At 35.6% G+C, this 24,610-nt stretch carries 23 protein-coding genes and 1 pseudogene; 16 read left to right on the top strand and 8 right to left on the bottom strand.

Translation table 11 applies throughout. The features are described from left to right. Positions 1–14: 14 nt before the first annotated feature. A complete protein-coding gene (locus tag NK356_RS10955) occupies positions 15–1,598 on the bottom strand; it encodes a S41 family peptidase (protein WP_253316985.1) in 1,584 nt (527 codons plus the stop codon). Between the two features lie 294 nt (positions 1,599–1,892). Here NK356_RS10955 and NK356_RS10950 point away from each other — a divergent pair, with 294 nt between their 5' ends. The 10 genes from NK356_RS10950 to NK356_RS10905 all read left to right on the top strand — a co-directional run bounded on the left by NK356_RS10950 (position 1,893) and on the right by NK356_RS10905 (position 10,538). Continuing rightward, a complete protein-coding gene (locus NK356_RS10950; RefSeq protein ID WP_034699155.1) occupies positions 1,893–3,119 on the top strand; it encodes an HD domain-containing protein in 1,227 nt (408 codons plus the stop codon). A gap of 71 nt (positions 3,120–3,190) precedes the next feature. Continuing rightward, positions 3,191–4,222 carry a UDP-3-O-(3-hydroxymyristoyl)glucosamine N-acyltransferase gene (gene lpxD, locus NK356_RS10945; RefSeq protein WP_034699157.1) on the top strand — a complete coding sequence of 344 codons (1,032 nt, stop codon included), beginning with the start codon at positions 3,191–3,193 and terminating at the stop codon, positions 4,220–4,222. Then, a complete protein-coding gene (locus tag NK356_RS10940; RefSeq protein WP_034699159.1) occupies positions 4,215–5,612 on the top strand; it encodes a bifunctional UDP-3-O-[3-hydroxymyristoyl] N-acetylglucosamine deacetylase/3-hydroxyacyl-ACP dehydratase in 1,398 nt (465 codons plus the stop codon). The genes lpxD and NK356_RS10940 overlap by 8 nt, the downstream gene beginning before the upstream one ends. Continuing rightward, positions 5,613–6,407, top strand: a complete 795-nt coding sequence (gene lpxA, locus NK356_RS10935; protein WP_034699162.1) for an acyl-ACP--UDP-N-acetylglucosamine O-acyltransferase — start codon at positions 5,613–5,615, stop codon at positions 6,405–6,407. A 27-nt stretch (positions 6,408–6,434) separates the two neighbouring features. After that, entirely contained in the window at positions 6,435–6,773 is a 339-nt protein-coding gene (locus NK356_RS10930; RefSeq protein ID WP_253316984.1) for a hypothetical protein, read from the top strand. Positions 6,774–6,788: 15 nt separating this feature from the next. Beyond that, complete coding sequence (efp, locus tag NK356_RS10925) at positions 6,789–7,352, top strand: elongation factor P (RefSeq protein WP_034699164.1); 564 nt, start codon at positions 6,789–6,791, stop codon at positions 7,350–7,352. Positions 7,353–7,422: 70 nt separating this feature from the next. Further along, positions 7,423–8,322 carry an LpxD N-terminal domain-containing protein gene (locus tag NK356_RS10920; RefSeq protein ID WP_034699166.1) on the top strand — a complete coding sequence of 300 codons (900 nt, stop codon included), beginning with the start codon at positions 7,423–7,425 and terminating at the stop codon, positions 8,320–8,322. After that, positions 8,322–8,888 (top strand): hypothetical protein, encoded by a 567-nt coding sequence (locus NK356_RS10915; RefSeq protein ID WP_034699168.1) that lies wholly within the window; start codon positions 8,322–8,324, stop codon positions 8,886–8,888. Before NK356_RS10920 ends, NK356_RS10915 begins: the two co-directional genes overlap by 1 nt. A 90-nt stretch (positions 8,889–8,978) precedes the next feature. Further along, on the top strand, positions 8,979–9,851 hold the full coding sequence (gene sucD / locus NK356_RS10910; protein ID WP_034699171.1) for a succinate--CoA ligase subunit alpha: 873 nt from the start codon (positions 8,979–8,981) through the stop codon (positions 9,849–9,851). A 15-nt stretch (positions 9,852–9,866) separates the two neighbouring features. Then, entirely contained in the window at positions 9,867–10,538 is a 672-nt protein-coding gene (locus NK356_RS10905) for a porin family protein (RefSeq protein ID WP_034699173.1), read from the top strand. A 70-nt stretch (positions 10,539–10,608) separates the two neighbouring features. On the opposite strand, the gene NK356_RS10900 is transcribed toward NK356_RS10905, so the two are convergent. The 3 genes from NK356_RS10900 to NK356_RS10890 form a co-directional block, all read right to left on the bottom strand. Further along, a complete protein-coding gene (locus NK356_RS10900) occupies positions 10,609–11,919 on the bottom strand; it encodes an ABC transporter permease (protein ID WP_034699175.1) in 1,311 nt (436 codons plus the stop codon). A gap of 4 nt (positions 11,920–11,923) precedes the next feature. Next, entirely contained in the window at positions 11,924–12,835 is a 912-nt protein-coding gene (locus NK356_RS10895; protein ID WP_034699178.1) for an ABC transporter ATP-binding protein, read from the bottom strand. Between the two features lie 110 nt (positions 12,836–12,945). Continuing rightward, positions 12,946–13,296, bottom strand: a complete 351-nt coding sequence (locus NK356_RS10890; protein ID WP_034699180.1) for a T9SS type A sorting domain-containing protein — start codon at positions 13,294–13,296, stop codon at positions 12,946–12,948. A 118-nt stretch (positions 13,297–13,414) separates the two neighbouring features. Here NK356_RS10890 and hemB point away from each other — a divergent pair, with 118 nt between their 5' ends. Further along, entirely contained in the window at positions 13,415–14,404 is a 990-nt protein-coding gene (hemB, locus tag NK356_RS10885; RefSeq protein ID WP_253316983.1) for a porphobilinogen synthase, read from the top strand. An 80-nt stretch (positions 14,405–14,484) separates the two neighbouring features. On the opposite strand, the gene NK356_RS10880 is transcribed toward hemB, so the two are convergent. Further along, entirely contained in the window at positions 14,485–14,778 is a 294-nt protein-coding gene (locus tag NK356_RS10880; protein WP_034699184.1) for a TM2 domain-containing protein, read from the bottom strand. A 154-nt stretch (positions 14,779–14,932) separates the two neighbouring features. On the opposite strand from NK356_RS10880, the pseudogene lptB reads away from it, so the two are divergent. After that, positions 14,933–15,658 (top strand): annotated as a pseudogene (gene lptB, locus NK356_RS10875) (LPS export ABC transporter ATP-binding protein); the annotation flags it as partial. A 423-nt stretch (positions 15,659–16,081) separates the two neighbouring features. Next, the gene (locus NK356_RS10870; RefSeq protein ID WP_034699407.1) at positions 16,082–17,890 is read left to right on the top strand and encodes an ATP-binding cassette domain-containing protein; all 1,809 of its coding nucleotides are present in this window, start codon (positions 16,082–16,084) and stop codon (positions 17,888–17,890) included. Positions 17,891–17,939: 49 nt separating this feature from the next. On the opposite strand, the gene NK356_RS10865 is transcribed toward NK356_RS10870, so the two are convergent. Continuing rightward, positions 17,940–18,404, bottom strand: coding sequence for a carboxymuconolactone decarboxylase family protein (locus tag NK356_RS10865; RefSeq protein ID WP_034699190.1), 465 nt, complete (start codon positions 18,402–18,404; stop codon positions 17,940–17,942). Between the two features lie 188 nt (positions 18,405–18,592). Then, entirely contained in the window at positions 18,593–19,165 is a 573-nt protein-coding gene (locus tag NK356_RS10860) for a Crp/Fnr family transcriptional regulator (RefSeq protein ID WP_253316981.1), read from the bottom strand. A gap of 84 nt (positions 19,166–19,249) precedes the next feature. Between NK356_RS10860 and NK356_RS10855 the strand changes: the two genes are divergently transcribed. After that, positions 19,250–20,203 (top strand): YafY family protein, encoded by a 954-nt coding sequence (locus NK356_RS10855; protein ID WP_253316980.1) that lies wholly within the window; start codon positions 19,250–19,252, stop codon positions 20,201–20,203. 226 nt (positions 20,204–20,429) lie between these two features. Here the strand turns inward: NK356_RS10855 and NK356_RS10850 are convergent, their stop codons facing one another. Further along, on the bottom strand, positions 20,430–20,921 hold the full coding sequence (locus NK356_RS10850) for a DinB family protein (RefSeq protein ID WP_034699199.1): 492 nt from the start codon (positions 20,919–20,921) through the stop codon (positions 20,430–20,432). 171 nt (positions 20,922–21,092) lie between these two features. On the opposite strand from NK356_RS10850, the gene NK356_RS10845 reads away from it, so the two are divergent. Further along, the gene (locus tag NK356_RS10845; protein WP_156106573.1) at positions 21,093–21,677 is read left to right on the top strand and encodes a hypothetical protein; all 585 of its coding nucleotides are present in this window, start codon (positions 21,093–21,095) and stop codon (positions 21,675–21,677) included. A gap of 346 nt (positions 21,678–22,023) precedes the next feature. Further along, a complete protein-coding gene (locus NK356_RS10840) occupies positions 22,024–24,444 on the top strand; it encodes a TonB-dependent siderophore receptor (RefSeq protein ID WP_034699204.1) in 2,421 nt (806 codons plus the stop codon). Positions 24,445–24,610: the final 166 nt, after the last annotated feature.

Here is a 24,610-nt window from a genome sequence, read left to right as displayed (position 1 = left end):
CATTTTCGTTTCATTTAATCCGTGGTTTTTATATACTCCAAAGCCTTTTCCAGTACTTCGTCTTTTCCGTTTTTGAGTCCTTCTATACTTGGTTTTATAAAGATGTCAGGAATAATTCCGATTCTTTGAGTTTCTCTGCCATCAGGGTAATAAGCACCCAGACCTGTAAACCGTGTATCAAGATCAGCAATTGTAAACATAATGACATCTCCGTTGGCTCCTGAAGTATTACTTCCTATAATTTTCGCTTTCGGATGCTGTTTGAACATCATGGTTGTAGTTTCTGCCTGGCTTTGTGTATTCTCATCTACTAAAACGATTACATTTCCTTTATAGTATTCAGGATTCTTCCTGCCTGTAACATTTTTTCTGATGTAAAATTTTCCGGGATAGCTTGTATTGGGAAAAGTAAACTGATAATAGATTGAAGGGTTGGGAAGAAGAAGATAACTTAAGGGAATGATCGTTTGTCTTGGATAATTCCTGAGATCAAAAATAATGGATTTTGCAGATTTTAAACTGTTGTACATTTCATCAAGATCTTCCTTTTCTAAAATTCCCATATGGACATACCCGATTTTCTTTTCATCATCCATAAATTTCCACTTTTTAGGAGCCGGAATTTTTTCATGAATAATATCTTTAATAAGGTATGTCTTGGTTTTTATTTCCAGATTTTGTCCATCCCTTTCAATCTTTACACTAATAGAATCATTCTTGCTGAATAGCAGTTTGTCTTTTATTTTGCTGACCTTACCCCATGAGTTGGAAGCTGGTACATATTTTGCCCAACTATTGATCACTTGCGGGATGGTTTTTCCTTCAATATCATAAATGACATCCCCCGGCTGCAGAGGGCTTTTATGTCTGGATCGTGTGTTGTTAATTTTTGTAATCACTAATTTTCCTTCGGCATAGGAGTATTCTACCGGAACTTTTCGTTGACCATACAAATTAAGCTGAATTTCTTTTGACGAAATGTAAGCGTGTGAGTCATCCGTTTTCGCTACGAGTTCTGCTAATGCCAGGTGAAGATTTACATCATTATCAATCAATAGAAATTTGGGAATCATTTCTGTAAGGACATCATTCCAGTTCTGATCGGTTTCATATTTATAAGGAAAGAAATATTCTACATAATTCCAGTATCTGAATAATTCCAGTAAGCTAATTGTTTTGGAATTAAATTGAGAGCCATAGGATTTTTCATTCCTGAAATATATTTTTCTTCCTCCCTTTCCAAAATAGTGATTGTCTCCAATATTCCTGTTATTTTCAATATAACGAAGTTTTTGAGATACATCATCAGAGAAAATTTGCGAATTGTCAATCCAGCGTAGGTCAAAGTTTTTGAGAAAATAAACTTTCTGATCTTTTACTGAACATTCTTTACATAGTGGAACTTCTCCGAGACTTTCAATCCATTCGGAATAAAGAGTATTGAGAGATTCCTTATCATGAATATTTTCAAGCTCCTTGATTTTTTGAAAAAGCTGTTTGTCCCAGTTCAGATTTCCTTTTGCAACGTGAGGATGGTAATATTTTAAAAATCCCCAAACCCTGCACAGAGATTCCAATTTTTGGGTCCCGGTGATCATTTGTGCGGAAAAGTTTAAACTTAAAAATAAAAAGAGGAAAAGCGAGAAGCGTCTCATTAAAGGTTGCCGTGTTTTCTCTCAAAGATAATCCTTTAATATAACAGGCGCAAAAGGTTTTCAAAAAATCTTGAATTGATAATAAGCAGATACCAAGGAATTTCTGAAGTTGATACGATGACGTTTTTGATGAAAAATATTCGGGAGATCATCGTCTTATCCCAATATCTTAATAGTAATTTAATAAAAGGCTAAATTTTAAAATGCCTAACTTTGTTTACTAATACTGAAGTTTCAATGCAGAATAAGCTAAAAATCATCAACGATCCTGTTCACGGGTTTATCAAAATTCCACACGAAATTTTATTTGATATCATAGAGCATCCCTATTTTCAGAGATTAAGAAGAATCGGGCAGACCGGACTTTTGAATCTGATATTTCCCGGTGCTACCCATACAAGGTTTCACCATGCTCTCGGAGCAATGCATTTGATGTTCACTGCTTTGGAAACATTGAAGCAGAAAGGAGTGAAAATTTCTGAGGAAGAAGAAAAAGGAGCGATGCTGGCTATTCTGATGCATGATATTGGTCATGGTCCGTTTTCGCATGCGCTGGAAAGTATGCTGATGGATGACTGGCATCATGAAAACCTTTCTTTATTATTGATGAATAAGCTAAATGAAGAATTTGAAGGTCAGCTTTCAATGGCTATTGAGATGTTTCAGGGGAAATATCACAGAAAGTTTTTCAATCAATTGATCTCTTCCCAATTGGATGTTGACCGTTTGGATTATCTTAAAAGAGACAGTTTTTTTACAGGAGTTTCCGAAGGAAATATTAATACCCAGAGAATTATCTCTATGATGAATGTCTGTGAAGAAGGCGAGCTGGTGATTGATGCAAAAGGGATTTATTCCATTGAAAATTTCCTGACGGCCAGAATGTTTATGTACTGGCAGGTGTACTATCATAAAACTTCAGCGTTGGCAGAGTTTCTTTTAGTTAAAATCCTTGAAAGAGCAAAGTATCTGATTTCCCAGGGAACAGAACTTCCTGCAACGGATAATCTGAAATATTTCTTATACCGTGAAAAAAGTGCTGCAACGGATGAAGATATAGAGCGATTTACCAGACTTGATGACAATGATGTGATTCAGGCAATGAAAGAATGGCAGAATTCTGATGATTTTGTTTTGTCGTATTGGTGCAAATGTGTAATTCAGAGAAATTTGCCTAAAACCATTATTTCATCACATCCGTTTGACCAGGAAATAATTGAGGAAAAAATAAAAAAGAGCAATGAACTTTTCGGAATCAATAATGGTAATGAATTGGTTCATGAAATTAAAAGAAAATTATTGCCTTATCATGCAGAGAAACAACCGATTTATTTACTGCATAAAAATGGGAGAAAAACACGGCTGCATGAGTCGGAAGATCAGCTTTTATCAGGATTAATCGTGAATAAGACGACCCGCTATATCCTTATGTTTCCAAGAGATATCTCCAGACTAGACTCTTAAAGAATATTAAAATTTACGATCTGAAACTAAAACATGTTTGCAAATTATAGAATTTCTTATCTTTGCAGAATATGGAATTTACAGCTTCGCAAATTGCAAGTTTTATTGACGGAAAAATAATAGGTGACGAGAATGCACTTATTACGGGAGTTTCACCAATTGAAAATGGGGAATCAGGACATCTATCTTTTATAGCACAGGATCGGTTTTCTCATTTTTTGGATAGCTCAAAGTGCTCTGTTATCATCGTTTCGGAACAACTTCTGGAGAAAAATCATTATAACCCTACCTTAATCGTTGTAAAAGATGCCTATCTTTCTTTTCAGATTCTGATGAATTTATATCAGGAGATGCAGGGAAGAAAAGAAGGTGTTGAAAACGGTTCGTCTATTCATGACACCGCTGTCATAGGAGATAAAGCCTATATCGGAGCATTTACATATGTTTCCGAGAAAGCTAAGATCGGGGAAGGATCACAAATCTATCCACATGTATATATAGGAAAAGGTGTGAAAATTGGTAAAAACTGTAAGATAGACAGTGGTGCCAGAATTTATGACTACTGTATTATTGGGGATAACTGTGTAATTCATTCCAATACGGTAATTGGAGGTGACGGTTTTGGTTTCCAGCCAACAGCTGATGGCTTCAAAAAAATACCGCAGCTTGGAAATGTGATTATTGAAGACGATGTAGAAATTGGTTCAAACTGTAGTATCGACAGAGCTACAATAGGTTCTACAATAATAGGAAAAGGAACTAAGATTGATAACCTGATTCAGATTGCCCACAACGTGAAAATTGGTCAGAACAACGTAATTGCTGCACAGGCAGGAATTGCAGGTTCCACAACTATCGGTGACTGGAATCAGATTGGTGGCCAGGTAGGTATCGTAGGACATATCAAAATAGGAAACCAGGTGAAAATTCAGGCTCAGAGTGGCGTGAATTCCAGTGTTAATGACAGAGAAACATTGTACGGTTCTCCAGCAATCAGTTACAATGACTATTTAAGGAGTTATGTTCATTTCAGGAACTTACCTGGAATAGTAAATAGAATAAATAATCTTGAGAATAACTCAAAAGATAATACTAATGAGTGATATGCAAAAAACACTTCAGCAAGAGGTAACTCTTTCTGGAATTGGCCTTCATACTGGTAAAGAAGTAAAACTTACCATTAAACCTGCTAAAGAAAATACAGGTTTTGTATTTGTAAGAACAGACTTGGAGGGACATCCTCAGGTAGAAGCTGATGTAAATTATGTTGTAGCAACTGAAAGAGGAACTACATTAGAAAAATTAGGGGTAAAAATTACCACTTGCGAACACCTTTTAGCAGCCCTTGTTGGTTGTGATATTGATAACGCAATTTTAGAAATGGATGCCTCTGAACCTCCTATTTTGGATGGATCTTCAAAATATTTTGTGGAAGCTATCGAAAGTGTAGGAGTAGCAGAACAAACGGTTGCAAGAGAATATCTTGTGGTAAAAGAAGTTCTTACGTACAGTGATCCGGCTACAGGTTCGGAAATCACCATCATTCCTTCAGATACTTACGAAGTAACTACTATGGTAGATTTTGGAACTAAAGTATTAGGTACTCAGAATGCTACTCTTAAAAATATTTCAGAATTTAAAGACGAAATCTCATCAGCAAGAACATTCAGCTTCCTGCATGAATTGGAAATGCTTTTAGATCATGGTTTGATCAAAGGTGGAGATATTTCCAATGCTATTGTATATGTGGATAAAGATCTTACTCCTGATACTACAGAAAAATTAAAGAAAGCCTTTGGAAAAGATAATGTATCTATCAGACCAAATGGTATTCTTGACAATCTTAATTTAAACTATCCTAACGAAGCAGCGAGACACAAATTACTGGACGTAATCGGTGACCTTGCTTTGGCAGGTGTAAAAATAAAAGGTAAAGTTATCGCTAACAAACCGGGACACTTTGTGAATACTCAGTTTGCGAAAAAACTAAACCGCCAGTGGAAATTGCAGAAAAAGAAAAACGTTCCGGATTTTGACTTAACAAAAGAACCGGTATTCGATATCAACGGAATTATGAAGCTTATGCCTCACAGACCTCCGTTCTTATTAATTGATAAAGTTCTTGAACTTTCAGACTCTCATGTTGTAGGGTTGAAAAATGTAACAATGAACGAACCTTTCTTCGTTGGACACTTCCCTAAAGAACCTGTAATGCCTGGAGTTCTTCAGGTAGAAGCATTAGCACAAACAGGAGGAATTCTTGTATTGGCCAGCGTTCCGGATCCTGAAAACTATTCTACATATTTCATCAAAATTGATAAGGTGAAATTCAAAAGAAAAGTAATTCCAGGAGATACGCTTATATTCAAAATTGAATTAATTGAGCCTATCAGAAGAGGAATTGTTCATATGCAGGGATATGGATATGTAGGAGACACTGTAGCAGTAGAAGCAGAGCTTATGGCTCAAGTTGCAAAAAATAAAGTTGATTAAATGATTCATCAATTAGCAGCCGTAGATAAACGTGCGAAAATCAGCAAAAATGTAATCGTAGAACCTTTCACTACCATTGCAGGGGACGTAGAAATCGGAGAAGGAACATGGATTGGTCCTAATGTAACCATTATGGATGGAGCAAGAATAGGGAAGAACTGTAGGATTTTCCCTGGGACTGTAATCTCTGCAATTCCCCAGGATCTGAAATTTGATGGTGAAGATACCCAGGTAATTATTGGTGACGAAACAACAATCAGAGAGTGCGTTACCGTAAACAGAGGTACAAAGGCTTTAGGATATACTAAAATAGGTGCTCACTGTCTTATTATGGCTACTTCACACATTGCACATGATTGCGTTATCGGAGATCACGTTATCATCGTAAACGGTTGTGGTATTGCAGGGCACGTAGAGATTGGTGATTATACTGTAATGGGAGGTTTATCAGCAGTTCACCAATTTGGTAAAATCGGAAAACATGTAATGATTTCCGGAGGTACTTTGGTAAGAAAAGATATTCCGCCTTATGTAAAAGTAGCAAGAGAACCTATGTCTTATGCTGGTATTAATTCTGTTGGTTTAAGAAGAAGAGGATTTACGAATGAAAAGATCTTTGAAATTCAGAAAATCTACAGAGCAATCTTCCAAATGAAGATGAACGTTTCTCAGGCTATTTCCCATATTGAAAAAGAAATGCTCCCAACGGCTGAAAGAGATGAAATCTTACAGTTTATTCAAAACTCACCAAGAGGTATCGTAAAAGGATACGGAACAGGAAAGGATAGAGAATAGTAAAAAAAATATAGAACACAAATATAAATGAAAAACTTAACCTCACTAATCTTGCTTTCTGCAACATCTTTTCTGTTTGGGCAGCAAACAGAAAAGTCTACAGTTGGAAAGAATGAAAAGGCCTTCAGCATAGAAAGAAAACTTTCCAAAGAGTCTAATGATAGTATTGCTAGAAATAATTTGAATGACATTCTGAAACAGAAAAATATTGGAGGAAGTTCGATTTTGGGAACTACAAATCAGTATAATTCCGAAATTCAAAAGAATGTAAACAGATTGAATAATAATGTGAATATGTTCAATAATAATACATTTGACAGGATGATGCCGCAAGGGCAAGGTATTGAAATTAAAAAAAGAAAATAAATATTTACATAATTAATGGCAACAAGTAACGATATCAGAAAAGGTCTTTGCATCGAGTATAGCAACGATATTTTTAAAGTAATCGAGTTTCTTCACGTAAAACCAGGGAAAGGACCTGCTTTCGTAAGAACAAAATTAAAATCTGTGACCAACGGAAAAGTAATTGATAACACTTTCTCTGCTGGACACAAAATTGATGAAGTAAAAGTAATCACCAGAAAGTTCCAGTATCTGTACGATGATGAGAATGGATTCCACTTCATGAACAATGATGACTTCTCTCAACTATATATCAATAAAGAAATGATTGAGAATGCTCAGTTTATGAAAGCTGGTGAAGAAGTAACAATCATCCTGAAAGAAGTTGATGAAACTCCACTTTCTGCTGAACTTCCACAGTCAGTATATCTTGATGTTATCGAAGCTGATCCGGGAGTAAAAGGAAACACTGCAACAAATGCCCTTAAAAACGCAATCGTTGAAACAGGAGCAAGAGTAATGGTTCCTTTGTTCATTGAACCGGGAGACAAAATTAAAGTAAGCACTGAAGACGGTAGCTACTTAGAAAGAGTGAAATAATAAATAAAATTTACATAAATTCGGTTTGCATCAGCACTCCGAATTTTGTTTTATAAGAAAATCTATTGTTATGAGATTCCATTCTCCGCAAAAGCTTAAAACGATTGCAGATTTAATAGGCTCAGCATTTGTAGGGCCGGAAGATTTTGAAGTATTGGGAACTAATGAAATTCACATGGTAAAGCCAGGTGATATCGTTTTTGTGAACCACCCTAAATATTATGACAAAGCATTAAACTCTGCAGCCACTATTATTTTAATTGATAAAGAAGTAGACTGCCCGGAAGGTAAGGCACTTTTAGTTTCTGATGATCCTTTCAGAGACTTTAATAAAATCAATACCCATTTTACCAGAATCTATAATTTTACAGAAGAACTTCACGATGTTGAAATAGGAGAGGGAACAAAAATCCATTCTTCAGCAGTGATCGGAAACAATGTGAAAATCGGGAAAAACACCTTAATCTTTCCTAATGTTGTCATTGGTGACCGTACGGAAATCGGAGATAATGTTATCATCCAGTCCAACACTGTTTTAGGAGGTGATGCATTTTATTACAGAAAATTAAACGGAAATTTTGACCGTCTGATTTCTGTAGGAAATGTTATTATTGAAAACAATGTAGAGATCGGAAACGGCTGTACCATAGACAGAGGAGTTACAGACTCTACCATCATTGGAGAAGGTTCTGTTTTAGATAATCAGATTCAGATCGGACATGATACCGTGATCGGAAAAAAATGTCTGATTGCCTCTCAGGTAGGAATTGCAGGATGCTGTATCATCGGAGATGAGGTGACATTATGGGGGCAGGTAGGAATTGCTTCAGGAAACAAAATAGAGTCAGGATCAGTGCTTCTGGGAAAAACCGGTGTGAACAGAGATCTTGAAAAAGGAACCTATATCGGGATGTTTGCAGAAGATTTTAAAACTTATCTGAAAAAAGAAGTAAAACTGAGAAAACTGTGATGAAGAATTTATTAGCTCTATTCCTTTTTATATATTCAATAAGTTTCGCTCAGAAATCACAGATTGAATCAAAGGTTACATTTAGCGACAACAGAACAGTAGATGCAAAAATACCTTTTATAACAAATCTTTTTGATAGTAATCAGATTGATGAGATTACCATTAGCGACAGAAAAGTTAAGATTCTCGAAGATGGAAAAGCTATTAAGTACCAGCCTTCTGAAATTCAGAAAATAGAATTTACAGATCTTAAAGGTAAGCCAAGGATTTTCATTTATTTTCCTTCAGAATCTACAAAAACACTTGTAGAATTGGTATATGACGGGAAGAAAATAAAATGGGTGAAAGCATATACACGCCACGCCTATGACGGGTCTACTCTTGTATCAGATGTTTTGTTCAAAGGAGATATAAGACAGCCATTGAATATTATGGTTAATAACAGGAAAAAACTGAAACAGCTAATGGTTGAAAAACCCGAACTTGAGCCGCTTATTGAAAATATTAATTATAACAGACTTAAGGAACAGGATTTAATCGATCTCTTGAAAAAATATGATGAATAAAATCAGATTTAAAAATTTTTTTAACGACAAATAATCATTATTTTTGTCTGACGTATAAACTGAAAATAAATAAATTAAAACAACAATAAAATGTCAATTTTAGTAAACAAAGATTCTAAAGTAATTGTACAAGGATTTACAGGGAACGAAGGAACTTTCCACGCTGGCCAGATGATTGAATACGGAACAAACGTAGTAGGTGGTGTTACTCCGGGAAAAGGAGGTAGCGAGCACTTAGGAAAGCCTGTATTTAATACTGTAGCTGACGCTGTTTCAAAAGCAGGAGCAAACGTAAGTATCATTTTCGTACCACCGGCATTCGCAGCAGACGCTATCATGGAAGCTGCTGAAGCAGGAATCAAAGTAATTGTATGTATTACTGAAGGTATTCCTGTAGCTGATATGGTAAAAGTAAAATCTTACATCGCTGACAGAGACTGCAGATTAATCGGACCAAACTGCCCTGGAATCATTACTTCTGAAGAAGCTAAAATTGGTATTATGCCAGGTTTCGTTTTCAAAAAAGGAAAAGTAGGTATCGTTTCAAAATCAGGAACTCTTACTTATGAAGCTGCTGACCAGGTTGTAAGAGCAGGTTATGGCATCTCTACTGCAATCGGTATCGGTGGTGACCCAATCATCGGAACAACTACAAGAGAAGCTTTAGAGCTATTCATCAACGATCCTGAAACTGAAGCTGTTGTAATGATCGGTGAAATTGGTGGAGGTCTTGAGGCTGAAGCTGCAAGATGGTACAAAGCTAGCGGATCTACTAAACCAGTTGTAGGTTTCATCGCTGGACAGACTGCTCCAAAAGGAAGAACAATGGGACACGCAGGTGCTATCGTAGGTGGTGCTGAAGATACAGCTCAGGCTAAAATGGAAATCATGAGAGAAAACGGTATCAACGTTGTTGACTCTCCTGCCGATATTGGTGCTACTGTAGCTAAGATTCTAGGATAATCTAAAACCCAACATATGAAAAAATTTTTATTAGCCTCAGCTTTAACACTTTCTGCCTTATCATTTGCACAGGTGCAATGGAAAAGCACAAGATTTGGAGTAACAGGAGGTTTAAACTACTCCAGAGTATCTAACGCCCACAACCCTTCAGGGCCAAGATATACTTTCCAGGCTGGAGCTTTGGCATTGATTCCCGTAGGAAAGGCAAACCAATTCTTTATTCAACCTGAAGTACTGTACTATGGTGCAGGAGAAACAGGAAAAGATAAAGATGCTAAAGGTGTAAGTGGCTATGATGCAGTATATGCTAATAACTACCTGAGTGTGCCTCTTTATTTCAAAGGATATTTCTCTGAAGCAGAATCAGAGTTCTTTGGATTATTAGGACCTAGATTTAACTTCTTGCTAAGCCAAAACGTTAAAGATGCTCCTGCAAGCAGACCTTATTATGACCCGGATGTTACCGATCCTAACCAGCCGGCAGGCGTAAATGGTAAGGCGAAGAGCTTTAACTGGGGACTGGGACTGGGAGTAGGATATAGCTATAAAAGACAACTTGAAGTAGCTGTAAAATATGACTTAGGTCTTGGTGATACTTACCCTGGTCTTAAAAAAGAAACCAAGGGTACTGATAAGAAAAAATCAGAACAGGTAATTGCACTTACTTTAAGCTATATATTCAAATAGAATATTTTCAGAATATAAAAAATCCCGGAAACTCAGTTTCCGGGATTTTTTATTGATAGATTTTTATTTCTTATCCTCTTATCCATTTCCAAAGCTCTTTTAACGTAGCTTTATTCCCGTACATCAAAATACCTACACGATAGATTTTTCCGGCCAGGAAGATCATGAAAACAGTGGTTACCAGCAATAAGGTAATAGACAATGCGATCTGCCACGCAGGAACTCCAAACGGAATTCTGGCAATCATGGCTACCGGTGATGTAAACGGAATGATGGATAACCAGAAGCCTAAAGGACCTTCCGGATTATTCATCAAAGTGAAACTTCCGTACATTCCTAATGTTAATGGCAAAATAGCAAATAAAGTAAATTGCTGTGTCTCTGTTTCGTTATCCACTGCAGAACCAATGGCTGCATAAATAGAACTATAGAAAATATATCCCAAAAGGAAAAATACGATGAATACAAAAATAATCAATGGGAAATTCAGTTCCAGTAAGCTGTGAGAAATCTGGGTAGCAAGCTGTCCCATATCCAGTTTACTTGCAATCTCTTCATTTCCTCCAGGAATATTCTTCTGAAGAGGAGAGAAGCCTGTATTGAGTACCAATGCACCAATAACAGACATGGTAATCCAGATCAGAAACTGGGTCAGGGCAACCATCGTTACTCCCAGAATTTTACCCATCATCAGTTCAAAAGGTTTTACAGATGAAATAATGATCTCTACAACACGGTTATTTTTCTCTTCAAGTACACTTCTCATTACTCTTACCCCATAAATAATAATGAACATAAAAGTAACATACATCAGTACCATACTTAATCCGGATTTCACTCCAAAAGCAAGATCAGAATCTTCTTTATTATTATCCGTAACGTTAATGGTTTTTAGGGTAAAGTTTTTATCAAGATCATTCAATTGAGTTTCCTGAATACCCAGTTGCTTTATTTTTTCTTTTCGAACAACATTGCTGATATCAGATACAATTTGTTGTTTGGTATCAAACCCTATTTTACTATTGATAATGAGTCTGGTTTCTTTTTCAAGGCCATCAAAATTCTGATTTTTCAATTCAGGAAGAATCAGGATGCCGTCCAGAGATTCATTTCCTTTTAAATTGTTAATCTTGGACTTTTCATCAGCCGCAGAAACAAAAACGTAATTTAATTTATCATTAGATTTAAGCTGATTGGTAAACAATCCACTCTTATCAACCACTTCTATGATACTGTGTGACTCATTTGCCTTAAACATTAATCCTACAACTGCTCCGAAAGCAATAATCATAACAGGGGCAAGCAAGGTCAATATGATGAAAGACTTTTTCTTAACCTGTGTAAGAAACTCTCTTTTGGTAATTAAAAAAATATTATTCATAAAATTAAGAATGGTTACTTACAGCATTAATAAACACTTCATTCATACTTGGAATTCTTTCGTCGAATGATCTCACTTTACCTACCTGTACAAGATCAAGAAGAACATTATTCTGGCTCTCTTCATTTTTCAGGTCGAAAGAAACAAGATTATTTTCATTGGATAGGTTGAAGATCTCATATTTGTTTTTGAAATTTTCAAACTGATCATTGCTTACTTCAGAAAGTGTAATCCCAAAAATATTTTTCTTAAATTTTTCTCTTACATCAAAAACCCTTCCGTCAATAATTTTCTTTGAATTGTTGATCAAAGCAACATAATCACACATTTCCTCTACACTTTCCATTCTGTGGGTAGACAGAATAATGGTTGTTCCGTTATTTTTAAGGTCAATGATCTGATCTTTGATTAAGTTGGCATTCACCGGATCAAAACCTGAAAACGGCTCATCAAGAATTAAAAGATGAGGTCTGTGAAGAACGGTTACCACAAACTGGATTTTTTGTGCCATACCCTTAGAAAGTTCAGAAAGCTTTTTCTTCCACCATTGATCGATGTTCAGCTTTTCAAACCATTTTTTAGCTTCATTTAAAGCATCACTTTTCTTCATTCCCTTCAGTTCCCCGAAATATAGGATCTGGTCACCAACAGTCATGTTTTTGTATAATCCTCTTTCTTCAGGCATATAGCCAATATCTTTAATATGACTTGGATTAAGCTTTTGGCCATTGATATGGATTTCTCCAGAATCTGCCTGAGTAATTTGGTTAATAATACGGATAAAAGAAGTTTTTCCGGCTCCGTTAGGACCTAAAAGGCCATAAATACTGCCTTTTGGAACATGGATGCTGAAATCATCCAGTGCGACCTTTTTTCCGGCATTATAGGTCTTTTTAATATGTTCAGCTTTTAGCATTAAAATTTGTTCTTTTTACAATTAGTATAAAAAAGTTCCGAAAGTTACGGAAATATTAAAACAGAATTAATGTAAAAAGAAAAAATCCTGATGATTATCAGGATTTTAATTTATTGTTTCACGATTTGAGTAACTTTCTGTGTGTTGTCACTTAAAATATATCGGATCATATATTTTCCGGGTTTTAATTTTTCAATATTAATCTCTCCGGAATTCATATTTACGGTATAACTAGCGACCTGCATACCCAAAATTGAATAAAAAGTCACACTTTTGATTCTTAAAGAAGAATCTTTTGCCTTAATAATAAGGAAATCCTTTGCAGGATTTGGATAGGCAAGCAATACACCATCATCTGCTTTTTGAGTGATGGAACCCGGCTCTCTAAGCTGAGCTTTGAAATTGTTGGAAAATCCAACAAAAGTGCCTACAAATAGAAATAAAAGTAAAAGTTTTTTCATCAAATTTATAATTTCTCGAATATATATAACAAATGTAATAAATTCTACAATTTCGTACAATAGTTTTTTGCAGAACTTATATTAAATTTGTAGAAACTTATTCAAAAAGTATTCCAAAATGATACATTCAAGAAATAGAAGACTTAGAGTTAATGAATCTATCAGAAGTTTGGTAAGAGAAAATGTGCTTACAACTGATGATTTTGTAATGCCGATCTTCGTAATGGAGGGCGAAAACAAGCAGGAGGCAATCCCGTCTATGCCGGGAATTTTTAGGCGCAGTATAGATTTAACAGTGAAGGAATGTAAGGAATTATTTTCTTTGGGAGTAAAAGCTGTCAATTTGTACATGAAAGTGTCAGAACATCTTAAAGACAATACAGGAAAAGAAGCCTGGAACAAAGACGGATTGATGCAGAACACCATCAAAGCAATCAAAGATGCCGTTCCGGGAATGATCGTTATGCCGGATGTAGCTTTAGATCCGTATTCCATCTACGGACACGACGGAATCATTGAAAACGGAAAAGTTTTGAATGATGCTACCAATGATGCCCTGGCAAGAATGTCAGTATCTCACGCAGAAGCAGGAGCAGATCTTGTAGCACCAAGTGATATGATGGACGGAAGAGTACTGGTTATTCGTGAGGCATTGGAAGAAAGCGGATTTACAGATGTTGGAATTGTAAGCTATGCTGCCAAATATGCAAGTTCTTTCTATGGACCTTTCAGAAGTGCCTTAGATAGTGCTCCGAAAGATGATATGGAAATTCCAAAAGATAAAAAAACGTATCAGATGGATTTTCACAATACCCGTGAAGCATTGAATGAAGTATACAAAGATATTGATGAAGGAGCAGATGTAATCATGATTAAACCAGGATTACCTTATCTGGATATTGTTTCCAAAGTGCGTGAAGCTATTGATCTTCCAATCGCAGTATACAATGTAAGCGGAGAATATGCCATGGTAAAAGCTGCCGCTCAAAACGGATGGCTGGATAACGACAAAACGATCATTGAAAGTTTAACATGTTTCAAAAGAGCGGGTGCAGATATGATTTTTACCTACTTTGCAAAAGAAGCAGCTATTCTTTTAAATAAATAATGATTAAATTCATTTCAATAAAAAAGAGACTACTCAATCGGTAGTCTCTTTTTTATTTCGAACGAGGTGATGATAATTTTTTACAACCATCCTTTTTTCCCATAAACATACGTATCATCGAATTGTTTATCGCTCATAAAAAGATAGAGAATTCCCTCAATAAAAGGAATAATTGAAGCCGCACCAAAAGTAACGACATTCAGAACCAGCTGAATAATTCCCTCCTTCGTATAGCCCAGATAAAATTTATTTAAAGCCAGCCATCCCACAAGAATTCCCAATATAGCTGCAGGGATTTTCTTTTCTGAACGGTAAGGAACACTGCTTTGCTGGTTTTGCGCATTTTCTGTTTTTGTATAACCGTAATTTTCCATTTCTTAATACTTATAATTGATTGATATGTTTTACGATGAGTAGATTAAAATAATGAAAAGTTACAATGGGTTGTAAATGAACAAGTTTGCATTTAACGTAAACAAGTTGATATTAACCTATAAGTGAAGTTTATATTTTTGATATATTTGCCCTATGATTTTACGAGGAGAAAACTTAATCAAGGAATACGGTCCTAAAAAAGTTGTAAAAGGCGTTTCTGTACAGGTTCAACAGGGAGAAATTGTTGGTTTGCTGGGTCCGAATGGAGCAGGAAAAACCACATCGTTTTATATGATTGTAGGGTTGGTTAAGCCCACTTCAGGGAAAATTTTCTTAGACAAGCAGGAGATTACTACAGATGCCATGTACCGAAGAGCCCAAAAAGGAATCGGGTATCTGGCGCAGGAAGCTTCGGTTTTCAGAAAGTTGTCTGTGGAAGAAAACATTATGGGAGTATTGCAGCTGACCAAGCTTTCTAAGCGTGAGCAGCAGATCAAATGTGATGAACTGATTGAAGAGTTTTCTTTACAACATGTCCGTAAAAACAGAGGTGATCTTCTTTCCGGAGGAGAAAGACGTAGAACCGAAATTGCACGCTGTCTTGCAACAAGCCCGAATTTTATCCTTCTGGATGAACCTTTCGCAGGGGTAGACCCGATTGCTGTGGAAGATATTCAGAAAATTGTAAGAAGCCTTGTGGATAAAAATATCGGAATTCTGATTACCGATCACAACGTACAGCAGACTTTAGCAATTACCAATAAAACCTATATCATGTTTGAAGGAAAGATCCTGAAAGAAGGACTTCCGGAAGATTTAGCGAATGACCCGCAGGTAAGAGAAGCCTATCTGGGTGAAAACTTCGTCTATCAAAGTATTTTAGATAAACCTAAAAAGAAGAAATACGCTTACAATATCTGGGCTGGTAACTTTGATTCAAAACCACAGTTGCAGGGATTTGTAGACGAAAACTTCAGACAGTTTGATGATCTTAGACTGATGTATGGTTTTGAAGATATCAGTTTTGCTTCACTAGGAAACCCTGAAATTAAGCATATCTTTGATGAAGTTATAGACAAGAATGCTAACAACTCATTTGTTTTCCAGAAAAAGGAAATCAATTCCCATTACTCTCTGGAACAGGCAGAAGCAGAATCTAAAGAAGCCAGCAAAAAAGAACTGCACTATCTTACTACGTATATGTATGAAGGATAAAATATAAAGCATTTACTTGCTGAACATAATAATAAAACGTACCTTTTTCTTTTGAAAGCGGTACGTTTTTCATTTAAAATGACTTCTATGGCTAAACCTTTTAACAGAACCGTTACCTTATTCGGAATCTATAAACAGCTTGTCCCATTCATCAGACCTTACCGACCCATGATTTATGGTACATTATTTCTTACTTTTCTGGGAGCTCTTGCAGCACAGGTCAACCCGATTGTTTTGAAATATACCGTAGATGAGGTGACTAAACTTACCCATCTTCCGCATCCAATGTCAGAGGGAATTCATATTCTCATTATCATTTCCATTATTTTGCTGGGAAAAGAACTGTTAAACATCTTTATCAACTTCGGACAGAAATTTTATGGAGAAAAAATAAGGATTAATGTGAGTTCTGTGCTGGCGCAATCAGCTATTGATAAAATTCTGACTTATAGAGTAGCTTATTTTAACGATGAAAACCATGAGTCCGGAAAATTACAGATTAGAATAGACCGAGGAATAGAAAGTCTCACAAAACTGGTGCAGAATTTTTTTATTGATATTCTCCCTCTCTTTTCCAATGCCATTATTGCCCTCATCATTATGTATATGCAGAACTTGTATGTGGGATTGGTTTCTACGATTATTGTTCCGATTTATTTCTACATCAGTTCTCTGCAGGCCAAAAAACTAGGCGGAGTGAGACGTCAGCTTAGAAATCAAAGAGAAAGAAAAACATCCGGACTTTTGAACCTGATTAATTCAATTATGGTCATTAAAAGTTTTGTCCGCGAAAAATTTGAAGGAAAAAAACAATACGACCTTCAGATGGAGTTGATGGAAAGCCAGATGATTACAAGGAGAACCAATTTTATTTATGATGGTTTAAAGACTTTCATTGAACAGTTTGGGGTTGTTTTGATTATCCTTTTAACCGTTTATCTGGTGCTGGATCAGCAAATGACTATCGGGGCAATCATGCTTCATATTATGCTTTTTAACAATGTTTCGGCACCTATCCGACAGCTTCACAGAATTTATGATGATATGAACGATGCTATGATTTATGCCGAAGGATACTTCGATATTCTGAATGCAGATAATGAAACAGAATCAAACGGAAGTTTTGTAGAAAAAGAAATTAAAGGAACTTTTGAATTGAAAAATGTTGATTTCACCTATCCTAACGGAACAAAAGCTTTACATAATGTTTCCATGAAAATTGAAAACGGAAAAACAACAGCTTTGGTAGGATTAAGTGGTGCAGGAAAGTCAACGGTTATTAATCTTTTGTGTAAATTCTATCTTCCGGATTCCGGGGAAATTCTTCTGGATGGGGTAAACCTTAATGAATTTGACAATACTTTTCTGAGAAGTGATCTTGGGCTGGTGCTTCAGAGAAATCACATCTTTCAGGGAAGCATAGAAGATAATATCAGATATGGAGATATGAATGCCAGTTTTGAAGAAATTGAAGAAGCCGCAAAAAAAGCTTATCTGCATGAACAGATTATGGATCTTCCGGAAAAATATCAGCATGATGCTACCCAGCTTTCCGGAGGGCAACAACAAAGGATTGCCATTGCAAGATTATTTCTTAAAAATCCTCCAATTATTTTTCTGGATGAACCTACAGCCAGTCTGGATGCTATTGCTACCGAACAGATCAAGAACTCTTTGGATGCGATCAAAGAAGGCAGAACGGTGATCATTATTTCCCATTCCCTGTCACAGATTTTAGATTCAGATACCATTTATGTCATGAAAAAAGGAAGAGTGGTGGAAAATGGAACTCATGATGAATTGTACAATAAAGAAGGAACGTATCGTGAGATTTTTGATGCCTCAGCCCGCAGCCTGAATCTCGATAAACTGGTGAATACTTTTAAAGAAAATTAAATAAAAAACTCAGCGGATAGGCTGAGTTTTTACGTTTTTATAATACAATTTAATGAGCTTTTTCCGGAACCTGATAAGCTCCTACATCTGCTCCGAAAGCAATATTAATTCTGTTATAACTGTTAATGGCAATTACAGCCATAGTTAAATCTACCATTTCAGTTTCAGAGAAGTGATGACTTACCTTTGAATAAATTTCATCATTCACTTCTTTCCCGTTTAAAGCAGTTAAAGTCTCTGCCCATAAAAATCCGGCCTTTTCTTTATCCGTATAAAATGAACATTCTCTCCACGCACTTACCAGAAATATTCTTTGTTCCGTTTCACCTTTTGCTAGTAATTCTTTAGAGTGCATATCGAGGCAAAAAGCACATCCGTTCATTTGTGAAACACGGAAATACATCAGTTCCAGAAATGAATTGTCCAGTGATGAGTTCTGTACCTGAAAACCCATGTTATGAAGTGCATTTACAGCCTTGTTTCCGATCGCAAATGCGTTGATTCTTTGTGACATAATATTTGTTTTTGATTAATTATGTGACAAATGTAGAAGGTAATTTTTCTGATTTTTTTTACAAATGATAAATTTTAAAAGGAAAGATTTTTGAAGCTGGAGGATGGAGGCGGGATGCTGGAAATTACTATTAGGTAAATGATGTATATTTGGGCTACAATAACTTCCCTCTTCCAGCATCCCTTCCATTAAATTTTTTGCGCTCTGATTCTACTTAAAGAAACCTGAGTGATTCCAATATAATCTGCCATATCTCCAAGACTGATACGCTGAATGAGATCAGGTCTTTGTTTCAGGAAATTATGATAGCGCTTTTTTCCATCGTCTTCCAGCATCTCACTGATTCTTCCCATCATATTCACAGGAGCTTTGGAATAGAGTTTACTGAAAAGGGTTTCTGCAGTATGATATTTTTTACATAATCCTTCAATCACATCTTTGTGTACACGAAGAACTTCCGTAGGTTCCAGAGCAACAATCATATATTTTGACGGCTGTCCGGTAAGAAAGCCGCTCAGTTCTGCGAAGAAAGCATTTTCAGCAAAAAAAGTCATGATGAAATCTTTGTCTCCATTATCAAAAAACAGTTTCACAAGTCCTTTTTCAATAAAATAAAAATATCTGCAGGTTTCATCTGCTTTTAAGAGAAAATCTCCTTTTCTGTAAGTTTTGGTTTCCAAATGAGAAACAAGTTCATCTATGACTACCTGTTCCGGTTTTAAAACTTTTTCAATAGACTGAACAAAATGAGTATGAAGCATAAAAAAGCGACTGTTTGGTGAAAAATAAAATTAATAAAAAAAGCCTTCTCATTTCTCAAAAAAGAATTTTAGCTTTGTTACATCATGAACGATCACTATCTAAAAAAACTCGATAGGGTAACAGCTATCCTTACCCAATTACAGTCGAAACCTGTTGTGAGGGCACAAGATCTGGCTGAAAAATTCGATGTAAGCATCAGAACCATTTATCGTGATGTGAAAACCCTTGAAAATGCAGGTATTCCTATTGTTGGCGAAGCGGGAAATGGGTATTCTTTAATGGATGGTTACAAGCTTCCTCCCATTATGTTTACCAAAGAAGAAGTGTTAAGTTTCATTACCGCTGAAAAACTGATGCAGAAATTTTCCCACCAAAGTTTAGGAAATCACTATCAGGCAGCAATGGAAAAGGTTCGTTCGGTATTGAAATATTCTGATAAAAACCTGATTAAAAATATTGAAAAGCAGATCGATGTTTTCAGCTTTCATACAGATTCAGGAGATTCTCTTAAAAATGTAATTCCTATTATTCTGGAAAGTATCGCGGAGAAAATCCAGCTCAATATCAGATATAAGACGGTAGATGGAAGAGTGAATAACAGAACTATTGAAACAGTCGGGATGTTTTTCGAATTTAATATCTGGTACATCATGGCGTATTGTACCTTGAGAAAAGATTTCAGACAGTTTCGTATTGACAGAATTCTTGAAATCTCAAAAACACAGAATCCTTTCCTGCAGGAATATGGACAAGTGAATGATTATCGTAAAAAGTCAAATGGAAATAAGGTTAAAGCCAAACTTCTGGTGGACAAAAAGATAATGAATCACCTGGTAAATTCTAAAAAGTACTACGGATTGATAGAAGAAGTAGAAACCGAACAAGGTATGGAGCTTACTTTTGAAACAGAATGGATCAGTGACGGATTTCCCCGCTGGCTCATCACTTTTGCAGATTATGCTACAGTGTTGGAACCGGAAAGTCTTCGTGTCCGTTTGAATGAACTGCTTGTGAAAATGGTTGAAAGACATCAATAATAAACCCCAACAAGGCAGCTGTTGAGGTTTAAAGACTTAATTGAGGCAAATAAATGAAATGGTTAACAAGCCAAGGGTAAAATCGCAAAAAAGCTAAATTTGTTTAGTCGCAAAAAATGATATAAGTTGTTGAGATGGAGAAAATCACTTTTAGAAAATGACATTGCAGATGTATTTTTCATGATTTCTGCCTTTTTGCAATTTTACCTCTTCACTTTTATTGAAATTAAAATCTCTCCCAGAAGAAAGGAGGTTCAATACCTAAAGCTCTCAGATAAACATAACCTTGTCCACGGTGATGAACTTCATTATCTACAAAATAAAGAATGTTCTGATATACCGGAAATTCATATTGTCCGAATAAATTAAAGGTCTCCTGGAAACGTTCTTCAGAAATCTGATTGAAATAATGGTTGATTACTTCTGTTTCTTCATCCCATTTTTTCAAAATTTCTTCCTTAGTTTTCGGATTGAATGCTTCTTCACTGTAAGCTTCTATATTTCCTTCCACAATTCCTTTTAAAGCAGGTCCGCCAATACTGATCAGTTCTACTGCCAGTTTTGCAAATGGTCTCATTCCGCCTACAGAAAATTCGAATAGCTCTTTTTCAGGAAAAGATTCAATCACTCTTCTTGTAAGATTTCTGTGTCCCTGCCAGTCTTCTAATAGCTGTTCAGAAGTCATAAATTGTTTAGTGGCTGTTGCTGTAGTTGTCATAATGTATTTGTTTTGTTTGTTGTTGATACAAAGGTAAGAGAGGGTAATGACAACAGTTTGTCAGTAGTATTTTTGATAATAAAAAAATATTTTTTCTTTCTTAAAATATTGATCCCTACTTTTGCGTTAAAAGAAAAGTGTATTAATAAAAAAATCGCCATTATTAGAATTATGAAGAAGTATATTTTGCCTGTTATCACCGCTTTTTTATTAGTATCATGCAATAAGATAGAGGAAAAAATAGATCAGACTGTTCAGAAAACAACTGAAACTGTACAGCAAAAAACACAACAGGTTGTAGAAGAAACCGTAAAGAAAACTGTGAATGAATCTATCAATTCTTTAACCAATTCTGAGGATGTTAAGTTCAATTCCGTTTTCCCAAGTACTGGAGCATCTATTGTTTCTGAAGAAAAAGGAAAGAAAATCAATATTCCCGGAAGACCAGAAGGATATATTTTTAAGTATAAAGCTGATATTGCAGTATTGCTTCCGTTTCTGGAAAGCCAGCCTACTTCAGATGAAAGTAAATCGGATAAAACTGCCCGTAAGATTGATGGCCAGAATATCATTGATAAAATAAGTTTCATATCGAAATTCCTTCCTGACAATACCTTTGACACCAAGATTCTGGAAGATATTAAATCCGATAAAAACATTCAGTATTATAAACTGAAAAGATTTCCTACCAGTAGTACCATTATCTACAACCCAAAAAATCAGACCATCATACAATACGTAGAGGTAAATAAATAATTTGGATATGGCCGGTTTCTCCCGGCCATTTTTTATTCCCAGTCATTTCCAGTCATTGCGAAACATAGGCGAAGTCATCTCAACCCGTTGAAAACTACTTATCAGAAATAATAAAATCATGTTTATTTCTGATGTTAATTAATTGATTTTTTTTATATAAATATGATGTTATTGATTTATTTTTTTTCATGTTATTAATCAATCACTTTATGTTTTGTAGATTAATTATTGTTTTTATGAAATGGTATGATTTTGGCAATTATGAAATCAAATTATTATCTTATGTTTTGTTTTTGTATTTAATGTTGATTTTTTTATTAGATTTATTGAATAATTAACAATTGGTATGAAGAATAATTTATTTAATGGAAAAATCTATGCATTAGTATTAAGCGGAGCGGGTGCAATGGGATATGCTCAGGACAGCATAAAACAAAATAAAATAGACGAAGTGGTGGTTACCACGGGTAGAACCAAGCCCAGAACCATCATTACCTCAGCAATTCCTATTGACAATATTTCCGCCGTACAATTAAAATCCACAGGGCAGGTAACTTTTGATAAAGCTTTAACCTATGCCGTTCCCTCTTTCAATTCATCGCAGCAAACCGTTTCTGATGCAACAGCTCACTTTGATCCTGCAGATTTAAGAGGATTAGGTCCTTCCCGAACATTAGTGTTGGTGAATGGTAAAAGAAAAAATCAAAGTGCCTTAATTTATGTAAATGATACCCCGGGAAAAGGTGAAGTAGGTACAGATCTGAAAAGTATTCCTTCAGCAGCCTTACAGAACGTAGAAGTACTAAGGGATGGAGCATCTGCACAGTACGGATCTGATGCTATTGCAGGAGTTATTAATATTATTCTTAAGAACAGTGTTGGAAAAAGCACCGTCAATCTTTTTTCAGGTATTACTTCAAAAGGAGACGGTTTTAATATCGGAGCAGATTTTAATACAGGAATCAAAGTAGCAAAAACGGGAAGTCTGAATCTTACCTTCGGATTTTCCTCTCAAAATAAAACGAACCGAGCGGGTTCTGTTACAAAAGATGAACTTTTTGGTGTAGATAATGCCTGGACGCAAGCCAATCCAGGTTTAGGAATGATTATAGGACAGCCAGAGACCAAAGTGGGCAATATGTTTGTCAATTTTGAGTTACCAACAGGTGAAACGGGCAAATTTTATGCTTTTGGTGGAACAACCTACAGAAGTGGGACCAGTTTTGCTTTGTATAGAACACCTTATTGGGTAACTTCAGATTTTGGTTTATTAACTCCAAAAGGGCAGGCTTACAACGGATTTCAACCGGAATTTAAAACAGATGTTTACGATTATAATTTAACTTCCGGATGGAAAGGTATGTTTGGAAAATGGAGTTTTGATGGAAGTGCAACCTTTGGTTCTAATGCCGTAGATTATGCTGTAGCAAATACCATTAATACGTCTTTAGGTGCAAATTCACCAACGTATTTTAAAGCAGGTGGGCATCAGTTCAGTAATATTATAGGAAACGTAGATATCAGCCGGGATTTTGGTGCGCTTGTTTTAGGAGCAGGAGCTGAAGTGCGCAATGAAAATTATCAGGCAAGAGCAGGAGAGGAAGCGTCTTATATAGGAAGTGGTGCAGAATCATTTCCGGGGCTGCAGCCTCAAAATGAAGTTAATAAAAACCGTCAGAATATCGGAGCTTATATGAATGCGGAATGGGATGTTACGAAAAACTTATTACTTGGAGGAACGGTGAGGTATGAAAATTTCAGTGACTTCGGGAATAATGTTTCATGGAAAGGAAATGCAAGGTATAAAGTGCTAGATGATAAATTGGTTTTCCGTGGATCTGTTTCTACAGGATTCCGTGCCCCTTCATTACACCAGATTTATTATTCCAATGTTCAAACTAAAATTACAGGGAATACGGTAGCGAATCAGGGTACTTTTAATAATGACTCTCAAATTATAAGATCTGACCTTGGGGTACCTAAATTAAATGCTGAAAAAGCCTTTAACATTACAGGAGGATTTGCTGTAAAACCTTTTAAAAACCTGACAATTACAGCAGATTATTATAGAATAAAAATTAAAGACCGTGTACTTTTCTCAGGAGATATTGGGTATAAAACCGGTGCTCCGGGAAGTCCGGATCTGACAAACCCTGTAGAAGTAATATTAAACAATAATAAAATAACCTCTCTGAAGTTTTTCACCAATGCTGTGAATACAGTGACGCAAGGGGTAGATTTTGTAGCTAATTATTATACTTCCGCTATTGGAAAAGGAAGATTGGGAATTATTGCTGCTTTCAATTATAACGAAACTAAAATAGTAGATAATATTGCTGTTCCACCTATTTTGGCTCAAAATGGTTACTCAGAAAACTTTTTTGATAGAAAAGAACAATCCAGAATTATCTCTGCAAGACCAAAAACAAAAACTATTCTTAGTCTTTCGTATGATATTTCGAAGTTTAATTTTAACCTTAATAATACGTATTTTGGTTCTGTTACATGGCAGCATGCCACTGATCCTGCCAAAGATCAGACATTTTCCGGTAAGGTAGTTACAGACATCGTTTTAACCTATAAAATCACGAACGACCTTAAAGTTTCCGGTGTTGTAAATAATTTATTTAATATTTATCCGGATGTAATAGACAGCAAAGGAGATGTGGTGACAGATCTTGGAGGAAGGTTCAAATATCCTTGGGAGGTTAACCAGTTTGGATTTAACGGAACCATTTTTCAATTAAATGTTAATTATACTTTTTAATCTATACATAAAGGAATTGGAATTTGCCTGTCATGCTCTAACAATGAGAAAGCAATTTCAAAAGATATAAAACCAACCTACGTAAAAATTGAAGCCGTCTCATTTTCCTTGAGGCGGTTTTTGTTTATAAACTACCCATATTATTTTTTTAGGATGATTTTTTTGA

It is taken from the genome of Chryseobacterium sp. S0630, assembly GCF_024158915.1.
In the GTDB taxonomy this organism is placed as follows: domain Bacteria; phylum Bacteroidota; class Bacteroidia; order Flavobacteriales; family Weeksellaceae; genus Chryseobacterium.
Note: the sequence above shows the minus strand (reverse complement) of the source record. Positions and strands in the feature narration are given on the sequence as shown.